At 73.8% G+C, this 17,476-nt stretch carries 14 protein-coding genes and 1 pseudogene; 8 read left to right on the top strand and 7 right to left on the bottom strand.

Translation table 11 applies throughout. The features are described 5' to 3' along the window. Window positions 1–189 precede the first annotated feature (189 nt). The gene (gene mgrA / locus ACZ8ZB_RS30885; RefSeq protein WP_470741621.1) at window positions 190–1,182 is read right to left on the bottom strand and encodes an L-glyceraldehyde 3-phosphate reductase; all 993 of its coding nucleotides are present in this window, start codon (window positions 1,180–1,182) and stop codon (window positions 190–192) included. A 126-nt stretch (window positions 1,183–1,308) separates the two neighbouring features. Between mgrA and ACZ8ZB_RS30880 the strand changes: the two genes are divergently transcribed. Together ACZ8ZB_RS30880 and ACZ8ZB_RS30875 are read left to right on the top strand one after the other, a co-directional pair. Further along, the gene (locus ACZ8ZB_RS30880) at window positions 1,309–2,193 is read left to right on the top strand and encodes a LysR family transcriptional regulator (RefSeq protein ID WP_470740889.1); all 885 of its coding nucleotides are present in this window, start codon (window positions 1,309–1,311) and stop codon (window positions 2,191–2,193) included. Window positions 2,194–2,220: 27 nt separating this feature from the next. Next, the gene (locus ACZ8ZB_RS30875) at window positions 2,221–2,736 is read left to right on the top strand and encodes a mycothiol transferase (RefSeq protein WP_470740888.1); all 516 of its coding nucleotides are present in this window, start codon (window positions 2,221–2,223) and stop codon (window positions 2,734–2,736) included. Here the strand turns inward: ACZ8ZB_RS30875 and ACZ8ZB_RS30870 are convergent. From ACZ8ZB_RS30870 to ACZ8ZB_RS30855, 4 genes and pseudogenes are all read right to left on the bottom strand, one after another. Further along, window positions 2,718–3,789 (bottom strand): annotated as a pseudogene (locus ACZ8ZB_RS30870) (adenosine deaminase). The gene ACZ8ZB_RS30875 and the pseudogene ACZ8ZB_RS30870 sit on opposite strands and share 19 nt — an antisense overlap. 46 nt (window positions 3,790–3,835) lie before the next feature. Beyond that, window positions 3,836–4,231, bottom strand: coding sequence for a VOC family protein (locus ACZ8ZB_RS30865; RefSeq protein WP_470740887.1), 396 nt, complete (start codon window positions 4,229–4,231; stop codon window positions 3,836–3,838). Window positions 4,232–4,333: 102 nt separating this feature from the next. Continuing rightward, window positions 4,334–5,695 carry a phospholipase gene (locus ACZ8ZB_RS30860; RefSeq protein ID WP_470740886.1) on the bottom strand — a complete coding sequence of 454 codons (1,362 nt, stop codon included), beginning with the start codon at window positions 5,693–5,695 and terminating at the stop codon, window positions 4,334–4,336. 105 nt (window positions 5,696–5,800) lie between these two features. Beyond that, window positions 5,801–6,697: a glycoside hydrolase family 19 protein gene (locus tag ACZ8ZB_RS30855; RefSeq protein ID WP_470740885.1), complete on the bottom strand. Its 897-nt coding sequence runs from the start codon at window positions 6,695–6,697 to the stop codon at window positions 5,801–5,803. Between the two features lie 338 nt (window positions 6,698–7,035). Between ACZ8ZB_RS30855 and ACZ8ZB_RS30850 the strand changes: the two genes are divergently transcribed. Then, entirely contained in the window at window positions 7,036–8,592 is a 1,557-nt protein-coding gene (locus ACZ8ZB_RS30850; protein ID WP_470740884.1) for an SDR family oxidoreductase, read from the top strand. A 67-nt stretch (window positions 8,593–8,659) separates the two neighbouring features. Continuing rightward, the gene (locus ACZ8ZB_RS30845) at window positions 8,660–9,100 is read left to right on the top strand and encodes an SPW repeat protein (protein WP_470740883.1); all 441 of its coding nucleotides are present in this window, start codon (window positions 8,660–8,662) and stop codon (window positions 9,098–9,100) included. A 442-nt stretch (window positions 9,101–9,542) separates the two neighbouring features. Here the strand turns inward: ACZ8ZB_RS30845 and ACZ8ZB_RS30840 are convergent, their stop codons facing one another. After that, window positions 9,543–10,358, bottom strand: coding sequence for a GNAT family N-acetyltransferase (locus ACZ8ZB_RS30840; RefSeq protein ID WP_470740882.1), 816 nt, complete (start codon window positions 10,356–10,358; stop codon window positions 9,543–9,545). A gap of 82 nt (window positions 10,359–10,440) precedes the next feature. Between ACZ8ZB_RS30840 and ACZ8ZB_RS30835 the strand changes: the two genes are divergently transcribed. The 4 genes from ACZ8ZB_RS30835 to ACZ8ZB_RS30820 all read left to right on the top strand — a co-directional run bounded on the left by ACZ8ZB_RS30835 (window position 10,441) and on the right by ACZ8ZB_RS30820 (window position 15,774). Continuing rightward, complete coding sequence (locus ACZ8ZB_RS30835) at window positions 10,441–10,926, top strand: nucleoside deaminase (RefSeq protein WP_470740881.1); 486 nt, start codon at window positions 10,441–10,443, stop codon at window positions 10,924–10,926. A gap of 398 nt (window positions 10,927–11,324) precedes the next feature. Continuing rightward, the gene (locus tag ACZ8ZB_RS30830; protein ID WP_470740880.1) at window positions 11,325–12,926 is read left to right on the top strand and encodes an alpha/beta hydrolase; all 1,602 of its coding nucleotides are present in this window, start codon (window positions 11,325–11,327) and stop codon (window positions 12,924–12,926) included. Window positions 12,927–13,004: 78 nt separating this feature from the next. Further along, window positions 13,005–14,099 carry a baeRF3 domain-containing protein gene (locus ACZ8ZB_RS30825; RefSeq protein ID WP_470740879.1) on the top strand — a complete coding sequence of 365 codons (1,095 nt, stop codon included), beginning with the start codon at window positions 13,005–13,007 and terminating at the stop codon, window positions 14,097–14,099. 295 nt (window positions 14,100–14,394) lie between these two features. Then, window positions 14,395–15,774: a PP2C family protein-serine/threonine phosphatase gene (locus tag ACZ8ZB_RS30820; protein ID WP_470740878.1), complete on the top strand. Its 1,380-nt coding sequence runs from the start codon at window positions 14,395–14,397 to the stop codon at window positions 15,772–15,774. A 25-nt stretch (window positions 15,775–15,799) separates the two neighbouring features. Here ACZ8ZB_RS30820 and ACZ8ZB_RS30815 read toward each other — a convergent pair whose 3' ends face one another. Further along, complete coding sequence (locus ACZ8ZB_RS30815) at window positions 15,800–17,290, bottom strand: DNA-binding protein NsdB (RefSeq protein WP_470740877.1); 1,491 nt, start codon at window positions 17,288–17,290, stop codon at window positions 15,800–15,802. Window positions 17,291–17,476 lie beyond the last annotated feature (186 nt).

Genomic DNA, 17,476 nt, shown 5'->3' with positions numbered 1-17,476 from the left:
CACCGCGCGCTTCTCCCGGGAGCCGGTGAACCCGGTGGACGGCCCGGCCCCCGCGGCCGGCTCCGACGTGATCACGCCCGGTGCCGAGGACCGCGTCCGCGCCGTGCACGGGTTCCCGGACCGGCTGCCCGAGCGGGCGTGGGCCGGCGGGCCGGGCGGCTTCACCGCGCCCGGCCCGCACCGGCGCCCCTACTGCTTCACGACCGCGTCGATGCGGGCCAGCTCGTCCTCGGTGAAGTCGAGGTTGCGAGTGGCCGCGACGCTGTCCTCCAGCTGCTGCGGGCTGCTCGCGCCGACCAGCGCGGAGGTGAGGCGGCCCCCGCGCAGCACCCAGGACAGCGCCATCTGCGCCAGGGTCTGGCCGCGCGAGCCGGCGATCTCGTCGAGCGCGCGCAGCCGGGCCACCAGTTCCCCGGTGACGGCGTCGGTGTTCAGGAAGGGGCTGTCGCTCGCGGCCCGGGAGCCCTCGGGGATGCCGTCGAGGTAGCGGGCGGTCAGCAGCCCCTGCTCCAGCGGGGAGTAGGCGATGGAGCCGACCTGGAGCTCGTCCAGGGCGTCCATCAGCCCCTCGTCCTCCGGGCGGCGGTCGAGCATCGAGTAGCGCGGCTGGTTGATCAGCAGCGGGGTGCCCAGCTCACCGAGGATGCGGGCGGCCTCGCGGGTCTGCTCGGCCGAGTAGTTGGACACGCCGACGTACAGCGCCTTGCCCTGCTGGACCGCCGAGTGCAGCGCGCCCATCGTCTCCTCCAGCGGAGTCTCCGGGTCGAAGCGGTGCGAGTAGAAGATGTCGACGTGATCCAGGCCCATCCGGCTCAGGCTCTGGTCCAGCGAGGACAGCAGGTACTTGCGCGAGCCCCACTCGCCGTACGGTCCGGGCCACATCAGATAGCCGGCCTTGGTGGAGATCACCAGTTCGTCGCGGTACGGCGCGAAGTCCGCCCGCAGCGCCTCGCCGAGGGCGGACTCGGCCGCGCCCGGCGGGGGCCCGTAGTTGTTGGCGAGGTCGAAGTGGGTGACGCCCAGGTCGAAGGCGCGGCGCAGGATGGCGCGCTGGGTCCCGGCCGCGCGGTCGGGACCGAAGTTGTGCCACAGGCCGAGCGAGAGCGCGGGGAGCTTCAGGCCGCTGCGCCCGGTGCGCCGGTAGGGCATGTCCGCGTAACGGTCGGGGTGTGCGGTGTACAACACGACTCCAGGGGGTTGGCACACGTCTCGGCGGTTCCGTCGAACCGCCCGTCCACTCTGTCGTGACCTGCGGGCAGTGGTCCAACAGAAGAATCCGATGGGATTCAGCGGATACGCTTCTCAATCATGGAACTGCGCCACCTCCAGCACTTCGTCGCCGTGGCCGAGGACCGGCATTTCACCCGCGCGGCGGAGCGGCTGATGGTCTCCCAGTCGGGCCTGTCCGCGTCCATCCGCGCCCTGGAGCGCGAGCTGCAGACCCCGCTGTTCGTCCGCACGACCCGCAGGGTGACGCTCACCGAGGCCGGCCGGGCGCTGCTGGCGGAGGCCGAGCGGATCCTCGCCCAGGTGCGGGCCGCGCACGAGGCGGTGGCCGCGGTGCAGGGCGTGCTGCGCGGCACCCTCGCGCTGGGCGCCGAACAGTGCATCGCCGGAGTGAACGTGGCGGAGCTGCTCGCCGCGTTCCGGCGGCTCCACCCGGACGTGGAGATCCGGCTGCGCCAGTGGGGCTCGGCCGCGCTGGCGGAGGAGGTCGCGGCGGGACGGCTGGACCTGGCCTTCGCCTACCGGACGGAGGCGGATCCGGAGCAGCTGCGGTCGGTGCCGCTGACCGGCGAGCCGATGACCGTGCTGTGCCATCCGGACCACCGGCTCGCGCGGGGCGGGGCGCCGCTCACCCCGCACGACCTGGCCGACGAGGTCTTCGTCGACTTCCATCCGGACTGGGGCCCGCGCCGCGCCACCGACGCCGCCTTCGCCGCCGCCGGCGCACGGCGCACGGTGGCGCTGGAGGTGAACGACGTGCACAGCCTGCTCGACCTGGTCGACGAGAACCTGGGCGTCGCCGTCGTGCCGCGGCACTTCCGGTACAAGCGGGCCGCCCTCACCGCGCTTCCGCTGAAGGACACGGGTGAGGCGGTGTACGAGACGGTCGCCCTGGTCCCGTCACCACGGGCGACGAGCCCGGCCGCGCGGGCGCTGATGGCCCTGTTGGACGACGGGGGCGCGTGAGGCGCGCGGATGCGCGAGGGTGGGGGCATGCATGCCAAGGACATCCTCATCGACGGCTACGGCCGCATCCGGGAAGAAGTCCACGCCGCCGTCGAAGGGCTCGGCCCCGACGAGCTGAACGCCCGGCCCGGCCCCGACGCGAACTCCGTCGCCTGGCTGGTCTGGCACCTCACCCGGGTGCAGGACGACCACGTCGCGGACGCCTTCGGTCTCGAACAGGTGTGGTTCTCCCAGGACTGGGAGAAGCGCTTCGGCCTGGTCCTGCCCCGCCGCGACACGGGATACGGCCACACCTCGGCGCAGGTCGCCGAGGTGCGGGTCGGCTCCGGTGACCTGCTGACCGGCTACTACGACGCGGTGCACGAGCAGACGCTCGAGGTCCTGCGCGGGCTGACCGCGGCGGACCTGGAGCGCGTCGTGGACGAACGCTGGGACCCGCCGGTCGGCCTGGGCGTACGGCTGGTCAGCGTCCTGTCCGACGACCTGCAGCACGTCGGGCAGGCCGCGTACGCGCGGGGGCTGCTTCAGAGCACCGCGTCGTAGCCGGGCAGTACGACGTCCCGGATGAGCGCGTTGCGCTCGTCGAACGGCAGGAACGCGCTCTTCACCGCGTTCACCGTGACCGTGCGCAGGTCCTCGGCCGTCCAGCCGGCCTGCTCGACCAGCAGGGACATCTCGCGGGTCATGGTGGTGCCCGACACCAGACGGTTGTCGGTGTTGAGGGTGACCCGGAAGCCGAGGTCCTTCAGCGCGGTGATCGGGTGCTCGGCGATCGAGGCGGCGGCGCCGGTCTGGAGGTTGGAGGTCGGGCACATCTCCAGGGCGACGCGGCGGTCGCGGATCCAGGACGCGAGACGGCCGACCTTGCCGTCCACGATGTCGTCGGTGATCCGCACCCCGTGCCCGATGCGCTGGGCGCCGCACACCTGGAGCGCCTGGTGGATGCTGGGCAGGCCGTGGGCCTCGCCGGCGTGGATGGTGAAGGGCACGTTCTCGCGGCGCAGGTGCGCGAAGGCGTCGAGGTGGTCGGCGGGCGGGAAGCCGTCCTCGGCGCCGGCGATGTCGAAGCCGACGACGCCGGCGTCCCGGAAGGCGACGGCCAGGTCGGCGGCCTCGCGGACGCGGTCGAACATCCGCATGCCGCAGAGCAGGGTGCCGATCCGGACGGGCGTCCCGGCGGCGGCGGCCTTGGCCGTGCCGGCGGCGAGGCCCTCCTGGACGGTCTCCACGACCTCGCCCATCGTCAGCCCGCCCCTGGTGTTCAGCTCGGGGGCGTAGCGCACCTCGCCGTAGACGACGCCGTCGGCGGCCAGGTCGAGGACGTACTCCTCGGCGGTGCGCAGCAGGCCCTCGCGGGTCTGCATGACGGCGAGGGTGTGCTCGAAGGTGGCTATGTAGCGGACCAGGTCACCGGAGTTCGCGGCCTCGACGTACCAGGCGGTCGAGCTCGTCGGGGTCGGTGGTGGGCAGGGTGTGGCCGACGGCCTCCGCCAGTTCCACGACGGTCGCGGGGCGCAGGGCGCCGTCGAGGTGGTCGTGCAGCACCGCCTTGGGGAGGCGGCGGAGGGTCTCTGTGTCTATGCGCGTAGATTCCATGTGCGGTCGTTCCTCAGCGGGTCGTTCGGCAAGAAGGCGAAGCGGATCAGGGGGCGGCGGGCTGGAGCAGGTCCCAGCGGTTGCCGTACAGGTCCCGGAAGACGGCGACCGAGCCGTACGGCTCGTGGCGCGGCTCCTCCAGGAAGGCCACGCCGGCGGCGGTCATGCGCGCGTGGTCGGGGGCGAAGTCGTCGGTGCACAGGAAGAAGCCCACGCGTCCGCCGGTCTGGTCACCGACCCTGGCCCGCTGGGCCTCCCCCTCGGCACGGGCGAGCAGCAGCCCCGTGCCGGTGTGCCCGGCGTCCGGTTCGACGACGACCCAGCGGCCGCCGTCCGGCCGGGGCGTGTCCTCGGCGAGCCGGAAACCGAGCGCCCCGGTGTAGAAGCGGATCGCCTCGTCGTAGTCGTCGACGACGAGGGCGACCAGGGGGATGCGTCTCATCGCGGCCTCTCGAAGGGGGACTGACCGGAGAGGTTATACGTAAAACCGCCGGGCGCGCCAATCCCGCCCCGAGGAGGCGCCGGAGCGGGACCGGCCGGGCGGCTACGGATACGCGTAGGTGTTGAGGGCCGCGACGGCGGCCGCCGGGTCACCGAGGTCGTAGCGGTCCACGGCGAGGTAGTTGGGCTTCTTGCGGGCGGCCGGCTGGCAGAACCGGCGGGCGCGGTCGGCGAGCTTGGAGTTGTCCGTGCCGGCCGTGGAGGTGAGCGTGACGTCCCGGAAGTGGTTCATGACGAACAGGGGACGGAAGCCGGGTTCGGTGCGGGTCAGCGGGATGCCGGAGCCCGCGTCGTACCACCGGCTGTAGCAGGACCAGTCGGAGACGCCGACGCCCGGACCCATGGACCAGTGGTTCTCCACGGTCCACTCGCGCTGGTACATCACGCCGAAGGCGTCCCGGGTCGTTCCGGCGGCCCGGTCGGCGGCGCGGCTGCGGTCGGTGAAGATCAGCAGCTGGTGTCCGGCGGCGGTCAGCTGCCCCATGGTCGGCCAGCCGTTCTCCCGGACGCCGGTGCGGTCGGGCCGGTAGAGCACGTCCGGCAGCCCCTGGACGCGGGCGAGTTCGGAGCGCAGGACGCCCGGGTCGACGTAGTCCTCCAGGAAGACGGTGACGAACTGGTCGGGGTGGGCGCGCAGGAAGTCGACGATGCGCTGGAGGTCCACCCACAGGGCGACGGGCCTGCTGACCAGGGTGCAGCTGTTGTGGCAGAGGATCGCGCCGTCCGGGGTCTGGTGGATGTCCAGCATGAACCCGCGGACGCCGTCGGCGAGCTGGCGCTCGACGCCCCGGTTCTGGTTGGGGAAGAGGCCGACGAAGGGCGGGGCGAATCCGCCGTCGACGCCGTTGGCGTAGGCGTTGTGGGCGGTGAGGAAGGTGACCTGGTCCAGGGTGCGCCGGTCCCGCGCCGGCAGGGGGCGGGTCACCGGATCGACCGGGGTCAGGTACCAGGTGGCGAGATCGCCCGTGCCGCTGCCGACGGCGAGCGGGGCGGGACGGTCCGTTCCGGAGGGGCCCGGGGCGACGGTGAGGCGGCGGTCGGTGCCGGGGGCGGTGAGCGTGAACCGGTCCGCGCCCACGGAGGCGATCTCCCAGCGCGCCTCCGGGCTCGCGCAGGCCACGGTCCGGGCCCGGTCGCCGGCGCGGCCGAGGCAGGCGCCGGGGCTGTCGGCGTTCTCCAGGGTGCCGTCGGCGCCCAGGTTCCACCGCTGGTGGTCCTCGTCGCCGCGTGGTCTGTGCTGCTCGACCGCTCCGGATGCGGCGGCGGCGTTCAGTCCGGTCGTCGCGCTCTGGACGTAGTAGGCGCCGGGTGACGGAGCCGCCGCGGCGGGTGCGGGCACCACGGCCGCCGCGGCCAGCGCGGCGGCCGTGACGGTCGTGGCGAACAGGGCGTGGGGGGTGCGCATGGTGGCTGCCCTTCGTCCGGGCCGCGGCCCGCGCACGCGCGGCGCGCGGGCCGCGGCCCGAGGATTGTAGGTCAGGTGCATGACACCACGTCGAGCGGCCGGGCGTCAGCAGTACAGGTTGCCGCCGGGCGACGTTCCGAGGATCTGGGTGAACTGCTGGTACGCGCTCACCCTGCTCTGCACCTGCGCCGGGTTGCGGCCGTCGCACTCGAGGGAGCCGTTGATGCTGCGGATCGTCTGGCCGAAACCGGCCTGGGCGACCATGGCGTTGTGCGGGGTCATGCTGCCCGGGCCGGACTGGGTGTTCCAGTACCACAGGGCCGTCTTCCAGGCCACGGCCGCGTCGTTCTGCACCAGCCAGGGGTTGCCCAGGAGGTCGATGCCGAGCGCGTCGCCCGCGGCCTTGTAGTTGAAGTTCCAGCTCAGCTGGATCGGCCCGCGCCCGTAGTACGCGGCCTGCCCGGCCGGGCAGCCGTACGGCTGCCCCCAGTCGCAGTAGTGCGGGTAGTTGGCGGTGTTCTGCTCCACCACGTGCACCAGACCGCCGGTCTCGTGGCTGACGTTGGCGAGGAAGGCGGCGGCCTCCTGCTTCTTCACCGTGTCGCCGCCGGTGTTGGCGAAACCGGGGTAGGCGCTCAGCGCCGCGGTGAGCCCGCTGTAGGTGTAGAAGGGATTGCGGTTCGGGAACATCCGGTTGAACTGCGCCTCGGTCACGACGAAGTCGCCGACCGGCGTTCCGGGGCCGTTGTCACAGGCGTACGGCTCCCAGTACCAGGTGCTGACGACCGGGTCGTAACCCGGATTGGCGTGCTCGGCGATGTACGCCCGGCCGTCGGTGTAGCGCACGATGTCACCGGCGTTGTACCACCTTCCGGCCACCCAGTTCGGGTAACCGGAGCACGAGGCGGCGGAGGCGGTGGCGGTGGCGGCGGGGAGCAGCACCGGCACGCCGCCGGCGAGGACGAGGGCGGCGGTCACGGCGGCGATGCGTCTTCTCGACAAGGGGACGACTCCTTCGCGGGACGCGGCCGCTCCCGGACGAGGACATGCCTGAGCGGGGCCTCGCCCGCACCTGCCGGCGGGGCCGGTCACGGCGGTGGGGGCGGCCGTGGTGGGGGGTGTGGGACCACACTCAACCGCTTTGGTCTGTACCAGTCAAGGGTTTAGACCAGTCACCGTGACGGGGACGTGTCGGCCGGGGCGGGGCCCGGAGGCACGGGACGCCCGCGCCGGGGCACGGACACACGCCGCCGCTTGCTCCGAAGGGGAGCGGACCCGTGCGGAACCGTCGTTCCGGGGAAGTGATCGCCCGACACCGCACGCGACACGAGGAGGACACCGTGACGACACCTCAGGACGGCGCCGGACCGGGACCGCTCTGCCTGGTCACCGGGGCGACGGGGTACATCGGCGGGCGGCTCGTGCCCGAACTCCTCGACGCCGGGTACCGGGTGCGCTGTCTGGCCCGTTCGCCGGACCGGCTGCGCGACCATCCGTGGGCGGGCCGTGCGGAGGTGGTCCGCGGCGACGTCACCGACTCCGCGTCCGTGGCCGCGGCGCTGGACGGCGTGGACGTGGCGTACTACCTGGTGCACGCACTGGGGACGGGCCGCGACTTCGAGGAGACGGACCGCCGGGCGGCGCGGATCTTCGGCGGCCGGGCCCGGGAGGCCGGCGTACGGCGCATCGTCTACCTCGGCGGTCTCACCCCTGCGGGCGTTCCCGAGCGGGAGTTGTCCCCGCACCTGCGGTCGCGGGCCGAGGTGGGCCGGATCCTGCTGGACTCGGGCGTGCCCACGACCGTGCTGCGGGCCGCGGTGGTGATCGGCTCGGGGTCGGCCTCCTTCGAGATGCTGCGCCATCTCACCGAGCGGCTGCCGGTGATGGTCACCCCCACCTGGGTGCACACCCGGATCCAGCCGGTGGCGGTGCGCGACGTGCTGCGCGCCCTGGCGGGCAGCGCGGCCATGCCCGAGGAGGTCAGCCGGGCCTTCGACATCGGCGGTCCTGACGTGCTGACCTACCGGGACATGATGGTCCGGTACGCGGCCGTCGCCCGGCTTCCGCGCCGTGCGATCGTGCCGGTGCCGGTGCTCACGCCCGGTCTGTCCAGCCACTGGGTGGGCCTGGTCACGCCGGTGCCCGCGTCCGTCGCCCGGCCGCTCACCGAGTCGCTGCGGCACGAGGTGGTCTGCCGGGAGCACGACATCGCGCGGTACGTGCCCGACCCGCCCGGTCATCCGCTCGGCTTCGAGGAGGCGGTGCGCCTCGCCCTGAAGCGCGTGCGCGAGGCCGACGTGGCGACCCGGTGGTCGTCGGCCTCGGTGCCCGGCGCGCCCAGCGACCCGCTGCCCACCGACCCCGACTGGGCCGGCGGCAGCCTGTACACGGACCTCCGGGAACGGGCCGTGGACGCCTCGCGGGAGTCCCTGTGGCGGGTGATCGAGGGCATCGGCGGGGAGAACGGCTGGTACTCCTTCCCGCTCGCCTGGGCGGCGCGCGGGCTGCTGGACCGGCTGGCCGGGGGCGTGGGTCTGCGCCGGGGGCGCCGGGACGCGGCACGGCTGCGGGCCGGCGACTCGCTGGACTTCTGGCGGGTGGAGGAGATCGAGCCGGACCACCTGCTCCGGCTGCGGGCCGAGATGCGGCTGCCGGGGCTGGCCTGGCTGGAGATGTACGCCGAGACGGACGACGCCGGCCGCACCCGGTACCGCCAGCGGGCCCTGTTCCATCCGCACGGGCTGCTCGGGCACCTGTACTGGTGGGCCGTCTCCCCCTTCCACGCCGTCGTGTTCGGCGGCATGGCCCGCAACATCGCGCGGACCGCGGCGAGGACCGCGACCGGATCCGGCTCCCCCGCGAACCCTACACATAAAGGTGAAATAAGGGCAGAATGAACTTACGCGACCCTTACCGCGTACCGCACCGGACGCGGTCAGGCCTGCTAGTCAAAGGAGACGACTCATGGCCAACGTCTCGCACCCGCGCGGTGACATCACGAGCCACCCCGACGCTCCCGAGATGCGGGCACGGTACGACCGCATGCTCGGCGGTCGTGATGTGGCCCTCGTGGACGGACCGGTGTTCCTGCTCGGCCTCTACTGCGCGGCCTCCCCGTGGATACTCCACTACACGACGAGCCAGCCCGCGCTCGTGCCCCACAACCTGATCATGGGCATCGCGATCAGCCTGCTCGCCCTGGGCTTCACCGCGTCCCCGGCCCGCATGTACGGCCTCAGCGGGGCCATGTGCGCCCTGGGTCTGTGGATGATCGTCTCGCCGTGGATCGTCGGCAACGACCCCGACGCCGGGGTCGCCTGGAACAACATCGTCATCGGCGCCCTCACCCTGATGCTGGGCACGGCCTGCCTCGCCACGGCCGCCAAGAGCGCCCGCCGTCGGTAGGAAGGCCACGAAAGGAGCCGAGCGCCGGTCCGCGTCGGCCGCGGGCCGGCCCTTTCGCGTCCGGGCGGGACCGCCCCGGCGGCCGGGGGCACGAGCGGTGCGGCGGAGGCCTCGGGAAGAGGGGCGGGACGGGATCGACGGCGCCGTCGGCGGTGCGGGCGCGGACGGCGGTGCGGGCGTCCGCGGCGTACCGCCGCACCCCCGCTCCCGGGCCCGTCCCCCTTCCGGTCGACGGGCCGGACGGCGTGACCCCGCCGGACGAGCTCCCGCGCGAGGGCGGTTCCGGCCGGGCCGGATCCCGGCACGACGTGGAGGGGGCGGGAGGCGTGGGCGGCAGCGGACATGGCGGTCTCCTCGGCGGACGGCGCGAGGGATCACTTGCCGACTCCCATGACCGTTGCAGCCCGTAACGATGACGCCGGTCATGGGCGATGAGTGGTGGTCACCCCCGCCGGTCGTGCCGCTCCCCGTCCGCGGCCGCGGCGGCCGCGTGGACGTACGGCGTGGTCGTGGTCAGAGGGGTGAGGCCGAGGCGTTCGAGGATGGGCCGGCTCTGGCTGGAGGCGTCGACCTGGAGGTAGCGGTAGCCCCGGTCCGCGGCGACCCTGGCCCGGTGGGCCACCAGCGCGCGGTAGACGCCCCGCCCGCGCCAGTGCCGTACGGTGCCGCCGCCCCACAGCCCGGCGAACGGGGTGCCCGGTACCAGCTCCATGCGGGCCGCGCTCACCGGTTCGTCACCGGCCAGGGCCACGACGGCGACGACGGTGTCGGGGTCGGCGGCGAGCCGGTCGCCCAGCTGTCGGCGGAGGCCGGACGCGTCGGCGCCGAACGCCCTCTCGTGCACGTCGGCCACCAGGTCGGCCCCCGCCCGGTCGGTGACCGGCACGATGCGGACGCCCGCGGGCGGCTCCGCGTCCAGGGTGAGGCCGGCGACCTCGCCGACCATGAGCGTCTCGACCGGTCCGGGGGTGAACCCGGCCGCCACGAGCCGCTGCCCGAGGTCGACCGGCAGGTCGTGTCCGTACAGCTTCCACTCGAAGTCGCGGCCGAGCCCGGTGAAGTGCGCGATCTGCTCCGCGATCGCCGCGTCCGCGTCCACCGCCTCCAGGGCGGACCAGACGACGCCGTTCCAGCCGTGCGCGGGGCCCGTGTGGCGCACCACGGCGCCGACGCGCTCCACGTCCGCGCCGGGGCCGTCGGGCCGCGCCCCCCGGCGCATCTCGCGGTCGAACAGGGTGAGTACAGCGGTGTGATCCATACCCCGGACCCCACCACGGGGCGGCACCCGGGGCAACGGGATTAGGGTTGCCGTCGGTCGGACATCGCGAGGAGGCCGGTCCGTGGTCGTGCGGGACGAGGAACTGCCGTATCTGCGGCGCTGCGTGGAGCTGGCGGCCGAGGCGCTGGAGGCCGGTGACGAGCCGTTCGGTTCGGTGCTCGTGGCCGGGGACGGCACCGTGCTCGCCGAGGACCACAACCGCGTGGCCTCCGGGGACCGCACCCGGCACCCCGAGTTCGAGCTGGCCCGCTGGTCGGCCGCCCGGATGACCCCCGCCGAACGGGCCGCGGCCACCGTGTACACCTCCGGCGAGCACTGCCCGATGTGCGCCGCCGCCCACGCCTGGGTGGGCCTCGGACGCATCGTGTACGTCGCCTCCTCCGAGCAGCTGGCGTCCTGGCTCACCGAGCTGGGGGTGCCCGCCCCGCCGGTGCGGACGCTGCCCGTCGCCGAGATCGCCCCCGGCGTGGCCGTGGCCGGCCCCGTCCCCCGACTGGCGGAAGAGGTCAAGGAGTTGCACCGGCGGTTCCACCGCGGACGCGGCTGACCCACGGGACCGGTCGTCTCTCCCGGCGGTTCAGCCGTGCGTCCGCGGGCGGACGCGACGGTACAGGGCGACCCCGCCCGGGAGGAGCGCGGCGCCGGCGCCGCGGACCGGGAGCCTCCGGTCGGCGCCCGTGCCGGCGAGGGCGGCGGGGCCGCGTGCGGCGCCGCGCCGGGCAGAACGCGGCCGCGGCATCCGGGGCACGGCTCATCCGTGTGCCGCGGCCGGTTCACCCAGTCGGGCGTCCCGCCGTGCGCCCCCCGGGCGAAGGCCGTCGAACCCGTGGCGGCCGGACACCGGACCGGGGCGCCCGGCGCGCCGCCACGGGGCCGACGGGCGGGAGTTCCGGGGCCCGCTTATGGTGGGCGAGGGCGCCGGTCGGGGCGTCCCTGGAGGCATCGATGCTGGCCAAGCTGTCCAAGCGACTCTCGGTCCGGCGCTGTGCGGTGCGGCCCTCGGTCCGGCGCTGCGCGGCCACCGGGGCGGTCGGGCTGGCCCTGCTGGGTACGGGGCTGACGGCCGCCGGCCGGGCGGAATCCGGCCTCGACCGGTTCTACGACCAGAAGATCACGTGGACGGCCTGCGAGGGCATGGACCTGCCGAAGGACATGCAGTGCGGGGCGGTCACCGTGCCGCTCGACTACGGGAAGCCCGACGAGGGCACCCTCGAGCTGGCCCTGGCCCGCTATCGCGGCTCCGGCGACCCGCGGGGCTCGGTGCTGCTGAACTTCGGCGGCCCGGGCGGTTCGGGGGTGATGGGACTCGCCCAGAGCCGTGAGGACTTCCTGGGCCTGACCGAGGACTACGACGTGGTCTCCTTCGACCCGCGGGGCGTCGGCCGTTCCGCGCCGGTCAGCTGCGGCGCCGACGCCACCGGCCGGGCGCTGGAGGCCACCGGCGGCGAGGAGACGGCGGATCCGCGCGACACGCTGCGCAAGCTGCGCGAGGTGGTCGCCGAGTGCGTCGAGCACTCGGGTCCGGTCCTCGAGCACATCGGCACCGTGAACGTCGCACGCGACCTGGACGTGATGCGTCAGGTGCTCGGCGACGAGAAGCTCAACTACCTGGGGTTCTCGTACGGCACCCGGCTCGGCGCGGTGTACGCCGCCGAGTTCCCCGAGAAGGTCGGCCGCATGGCGCTGGACGGCGTGGACACGCTGACCGAGCCACTGGCCGAGCAGGGGCTGTCCGGCGCCAGGGGGCAGCAGACCGCGCTGGACAACTTCCTCACATGGTGCACCGAGGAGCTCGCCTGCCCGTTCGGGCAGGACGCGCGCGGCGCCCGCACGCTGGTCGTGGAGCTGGTCGACTCGCTCGACGAGAACCCGGTGCCGACCGACTTCGGTGGCGAGTTCACCGGCCAGGACCTGGCCGTGGCCATCGGGCAGGGCCTCTACACCAAGGAGCGGTGGCCGCTGCTGCAGCGGGCGCTCGCCCAGCTGATGGAGGACGGGGACACGCGCGGGGTGGAGGCCCTCGCGACCGGAGGGATGGCGCCGCCCGTGCCGCAGCGGGCCGACCACCCCCTCGTCGACGAGGAGGACGTGCCCCTGGACAACCTGCCGGCGGCGCTGATGGCGGTGAACTGCGCGGACGACCCCGACCGTCCGGACGCCGAACGGCTGACCCGGGACCTGGCCCGGCTGCGCAGCGCCTACACGGAGGCCTCGCCGGTCTTCGGGCCGTACCGGCTCGCCCAGGTGGTGCTGTGCTACGGCCGCCCCAAGGGGACCGACTACATCCGCGAGCGGGTCAAGGACCTCGACACGCCGAAGATGCTGCTGGTCGGCACCCGGGGCGACCCGGCCACGCCGTACCGCTGGACGGTGGAGACGGCCGAGCGGCTCGGTCCTTCGGCCGTGGTGCTGGACAACCGGGCCGAGGGACACACCGGCTACGGGACGTCCGAGTGCGTCCACCGCACGATCGACGACTTCCTGCTCTACGGCTCCCTGCCGCGCAGCGGCAGCTCCTGCGGATCCGAGGACGACGGCCGCTTCTGAGCGGCCGGCCGGGTCCGGGGAGGCGCAGGGGACTTCGCCCCGAATGCCCTGTCGGTGGATCCGCCCTATGGTGCTGTCATGGAGCACGATCTGAGTCCCGCGACCCTTGCCGAGCTTCGCCGACCGCGCCCCTACCCCGCGGTGTCCCTGCTGACGCCGACGCACCGGCGCGATCCCCTCAACGCCCAGGACGCCGTCCGGCTGCGCAACGCGGTGGCCGAGGCCAAGAAGAAGCTGGAGGCCGACCCCGCGGTCACCCGGGACCGGCGCGCCGACGTGGCCCTGCAGCTCGACCGGGCCCTGGCCGAGGTCGATCTGACGCACTCCGAGGACGGCCTGGTCATCTTCGCCGCGCCGGGCGAGCACCAGGTGTGGTCGCTCGCCCGCACCGTGCCCGAGCGCATCGTCCTCTCCGACACCTTCCTGACCCGCAACCTCGTCTCCGCGCACACGGCGGAGCGGCCGTTCTGGGTGCTGTCCGTCTCCGCCGACCGGGCCACCCTGTGGAGCGGCGGTGTGGACCGGGTCGTGGAGGAGCGTGCCGGCGGCTTCCCGCTGATCCGGGAGGAGCCGAACTTCGACCCCGAGCGGCAGGAGTGGATCGGCGACCAGCCGAGCAACTTCCGGGACGAGGACACCCGCCGGTTCCTGCGCGACACGGACACCGCGATGGGCAGACTGCTGCGCGCCCACCCGCGGCCGCTGTACGTCACCGGCGAGCCCGCCGCCCTGACCCTGCTGGGCGAGGCCGGCAGTGCGACCAAGGACGCCGTGCACGTCCCGCACGGCGGGCTGGCGCACGGCACGCCCGAGGCGGTGTGGCAGGCCGTGAAGCCGGCGCTCGAGGCCGAGGCCCGCAGGGGCGCCGAGGACGTGGCCCGGTCGCTGGAGTCGGCCCGGGGGCGCAAGGAGTTCGCGGCCGGCGTCGACGAGCTGTGGCAGAGCGCCCGGGAGGGCCGGGTCCGGCTGCTGGCCGTGGAGGAGAACTACCGGATCGCGGTGCGTGACACCGGCGAGCACCTGGTCGTCGCCGAGGACGGCGACCTGGACACCCGCGCGGACATCGTGGACGAGATCGTCGAGCAGTGCCTGGAGACCGGCGCCGAGGTCCGCTTCGTCCCGGACGGCGTGCTCGGGGACGCGGACGGGATGGCGGCGGTGCTGCGCTACTGAGCACGGGGCGACCCCCCGGTCACCCGCATGCGAACGTCTGTCCGTCGAACCTGCGAGTGAGTGGTGACGGTTTCCCGACGGTCCGTCATGTCACGTGCGTACCATGGGAGTTGAGACGCCGATAGCACCTCTGACGTATTCCCGCGGGTAACCCGGTGAAGACTGTGGCATATGCCTTCGGCACCGCCTTATCGTGTGTCGCCGAATCCCTCACAGGCCGTCGCGGGCTGTGCCACAGTCGTGACGGTCCCCTCCTCCGCCTGAAGGCCGTACCGTCCCCGCATCGGAGCGCGTCATGCCGTCCCCCCTCTCCGCGGACCGCCCAGCCGCCCAGCCGCCAGGACGCGGCCCGGTCGACGCGCTCATCTCGCAGACCCGGCGGCTCAAGGGCGAGGTGGACGCCGTACGCCGTGACGCCCCGGCCGACGCGGCGGACCCCCGGGAACGCTGGCGGCGCGCGCTGTACGACCTGGCATCGCATCAACTGGAGGATCTCGGAAGCCACTTGGCACAGCTGCGGGACGACCCGCTGCCCGCGTCGCGGCCCGACCCACCGGTCGGCCCGGTCGGCAGCGCGGAGTGGGACCTGCTCACGGACGAGGTGCGCTGGTCCGGGGAGCTGTACCGGATCCTGGGCCGCGACCCGGCCGCCGCGCCGCTCACCCTCGACGAACTGCCCTCGCTGGTCCTCGAGGAGGACCGGCCCAGGCTGACCGCGATGGTCACGGACTGTCTCGTCGACGCCCGGCCCATCGACGGGGAGTTCCGCGTCGTGCACCCGGACGACGGCGTGCGGACCGTGCACATGATGGGCGAACCGGTACTCGGCGCCGACGGCGGCACGGCCTCGATGTGGGCGGTGCTGCGCGACGTCAGCGAACTGCGCCGCTGCCGAAGGGCGGTGAACGAGACCCGTGACTCGCTGCACCGCCGGCGGCACGCCGCCGCGCGGACCGAGCACCGGCTCGCGGTCGAGCTGCAGGAGGCCGTGCTGCCGGCGTGGCACGGCCCCCTGCGGCTCCCGCAGGCCGGCCCGGGAACCCTCGATCTCGCCGCCGCCCGGCTGCCGTCGGCGCACGCGCGGATCGGCGGTGCCTGGTACGACGCCCTGGAACTGCCCGACGGGACGGCCCTGCTCGGCGCCGGCGACCTGCCCGGGCACGGCGTCGGCGCGGCCTCGGACAGGGCGATGCTGCTCGGCGCCGTGCGCGGCATGGCGATGGCCGGCACCGAGCCGGGCCTCCTGCTGGCCTGCCTCAGCCGATTACTGGACACCACCGCGCAGCCGGCCCTGGGCAGTGCCGCCTGCCTGCGTTACCGGCCCGGGACCCGCTCACTGCTGTGGGCGCGGGCCGGACACCCCGCCCCGCTGCTGTTCCGCGGCGGGACGGGGCGGGCGCTGGAGGCGCCGGACGGGGTACTGCTCGGCGCCGTCCCGGGCGCCTCCTACGGACAGGCCGAGGAGACCCTCGAGGCCGGCGACGTACTGCTGCTGCACACCGACGGGCTGGTGCCCGGACACGCCGGAACCACGGCCGCCCACCGTCTCCTCGAACTGGCCCCGCGCTTCGCCGCCGCCCGCACCGCGCGGGACTGCGTCCGTGCGGTCGTGGAGGAGCTCGGCGAGCGGGAGCGCGACGCCGCCTGTGTGCTCGTCGCCCGGGTCGCCCCGTAGCGGGGCCCGCGGGCCGGACCGCCCCTCACGCCTGGGCGCTGCCGCCCCTGCCCCGGGGCCTGGGCAGCACCAGTTCGATCTCCTCCCTGAGTTCCTGGATCCTCGGGTACGAGGCGTACTCGGCGGTGAGCCGGTACATCTGGCGCAGCCGGTCCCAGGTGCGGCGTGAGGAGTTCTGCCCCATCGACACCAGGGCGAGGCGCGCGAACCGGTCCGCCTGTTCGGGATCGTCGGCGATGAAGCACGCGGAGGCCATGGACAGGAAGTCGAAGATCTTCGACCGCTGCTGTGCGTCGACCCGCAGCGCCAGGGCCTTGTCCGCGTAGTGCTGGGCGTGCGCGGCCGCGTCCGGCTCGAACTCCGCGAGCGTCCGGTAGGCCAGGGCCTGCATGCCGTACAGGTCCGCCTCGTTGAACAGCTGCATCCAGTTCGGCGGGGGCACGTCCCCCCTGTCGGAGACGAAGAGGTCCTCCGCCCGGCCCAGGGTGCGGCGCATCGCCTGGCCCTTGCCCATGGAGGCCTGCGCCCACGCCTCGATGGTGTGGAACATGGCGCGGGTGCGCGGCAGGACCTCCTCGCCCGAGCCCGACTGGGCGAGTTTCATCAGATCCATCGCCTCGTCGGGCCGGCCCAGGTGCACCATCTGCCGGGCCGCCCGGGAGAGCGCCTCGCCCGCGCGCGGCCGGTCGCCGCCCTCCCGGGCCGCGTGGGCGGCGATCACGAAGTACTTCTGGGCCGTGGGTTCCATGCCGACGTCGTGCGACATCCAGCCGGCGAGGACGGCGAGGTTGGCGGCGACGCCCCACAGGCGCCGCTGGAGATGGGGTGGGTGGTGGTAGGCGAGGATGCCGCCCACCTCGTTGAGCTGGCCGACCACCGCCTTGCGCTGGAGACCGCCGCCCCGGGCGGCGTCCCAGGCGCGGAACACCTCCACGGAGCGCTCCAGTTCCTCGATCTCCTGCGAGCCGATCGGGGCGGCCTCGTAGCGGTCGGACCCGGCGGGTTCCGCGCGCAGGGGGTCGTCGAGTCGGGGAGCGTCGGCGGTCAGGGCCGGATCGGTGTGCAGCCAGTCGTGCATGGCGCTGCTGAGTGCGGAGCCCGCGGTGAGCGCGGCACCCGCGCCCACCAAGCCGCGTCGGTTGAGCATGAGGTCCATTCCCGTGAATTCGGTGAGGACCTCGGCTGTCCGCTCGGGCGCCCACGGCACTCCGTCGGGATGTTCCGCACTCCCGGGGCGTGGCCGTTTCCCCGTACGCCCGTGCCGGACCAGACCGAGATCCTCGATGGTCACGACACGGCCGAGACGCTCGGTGAACAGGGCCGCCAGCACCCGCGGCACGGGATCGCGCGGGATCTCTCCCATGTCGATCCACCGCCGCACCCGGGAGGTGTCGGTCGCCAGCTGGGGGTGGCCCATGGCCGCCGCCTGCCGGTTGACCAGCCTCGCGAGTTCGCCCTTGGACCAGCCGGCCAGGCCGAACAGGTCCGAGAGCCGGGTGTTGGGTTGTCCGCTCACGTCAAGCCCCCAGGTTCTCGGCTGAGTTGACAGTAGCCCGGTGCGGGTTGCCGGGCGACTATTCGCCAGGGTTCGCCAGGGTGCGCCAGATGGTGTGCCAGGGGCCATCGGGTGTCGAGTAGGAACGCGCCACCACGACCCCGTCGCCGCAGGGGCATTCCCCCAGGGTGCGTCCGGGCGGCCGGG

The sequence above is a fragment of the Streptomyces sp. 12E genome, from assembly GCF_055633275.1.
Note: the sequence above shows the minus strand (reverse complement) of the source record. Positions and strands in the feature narration are given on the sequence as shown.

Bases quoted from the DNA above. Each gene is read 5' to 3' on its own strand.
- ACZ8ZB_RS30880 (WP_470740889.1), top strand. From the start codon at position 1,309: ATGGAACTGCGCCACCTCCAGCACTTCGTCGCCGTGGCCGAGGACCGG.
- ACZ8ZB_RS30875 (WP_470740888.1), top strand. From the start codon at position 2,221: ATGCATGCCAAGGACATCCTCATCGACGGCTACGGCCGCATCCGGGAA.
- ACZ8ZB_RS30865 (WP_470740887.1), bottom strand. From the start codon at position 4,231: ATGAGACGCATCCCCCTGGTCGCCCTCGTCGTCGACGACTACGACGAG.
- ACZ8ZB_RS30860 (WP_470740886.1), bottom strand. From the start codon at position 5,695: ATGCGCACCCCCCACGCCCTGTTCGCCACGACCGTCACGGCCGCCGCG.
- ACZ8ZB_RS30845 (WP_470740883.1), top strand. From the start codon at position 8,660: ATGGCCAACGTCTCGCACCCGCGCGGTGACATCACGAGCCACCCCGAC.
- ACZ8ZB_RS30840 (WP_470740882.1), bottom strand. From the start codon at position 10,358: ATGGATCACACCGCTGTACTCACCCTGTTCGACCGCGAGATGCGCCGG.
- ACZ8ZB_RS30830 (WP_470740880.1), top strand. From the start codon at position 11,325: ATGCTGGCCAAGCTGTCCAAGCGACTCTCGGTCCGGCGCTGTGCGGTG.
- ACZ8ZB_RS30825 (WP_470740879.1), top strand. From the start codon at position 13,005: ATGGAGCACGATCTGAGTCCCGCGACCCTTGCCGAGCTTCGCCGACCG.
- ACZ8ZB_RS30820 (WP_470740878.1), top strand. From the start codon at position 14,395: ATGCCGTCCCCCCTCTCCGCGGACCGCCCAGCCGCCCAGCCGCCAGGA.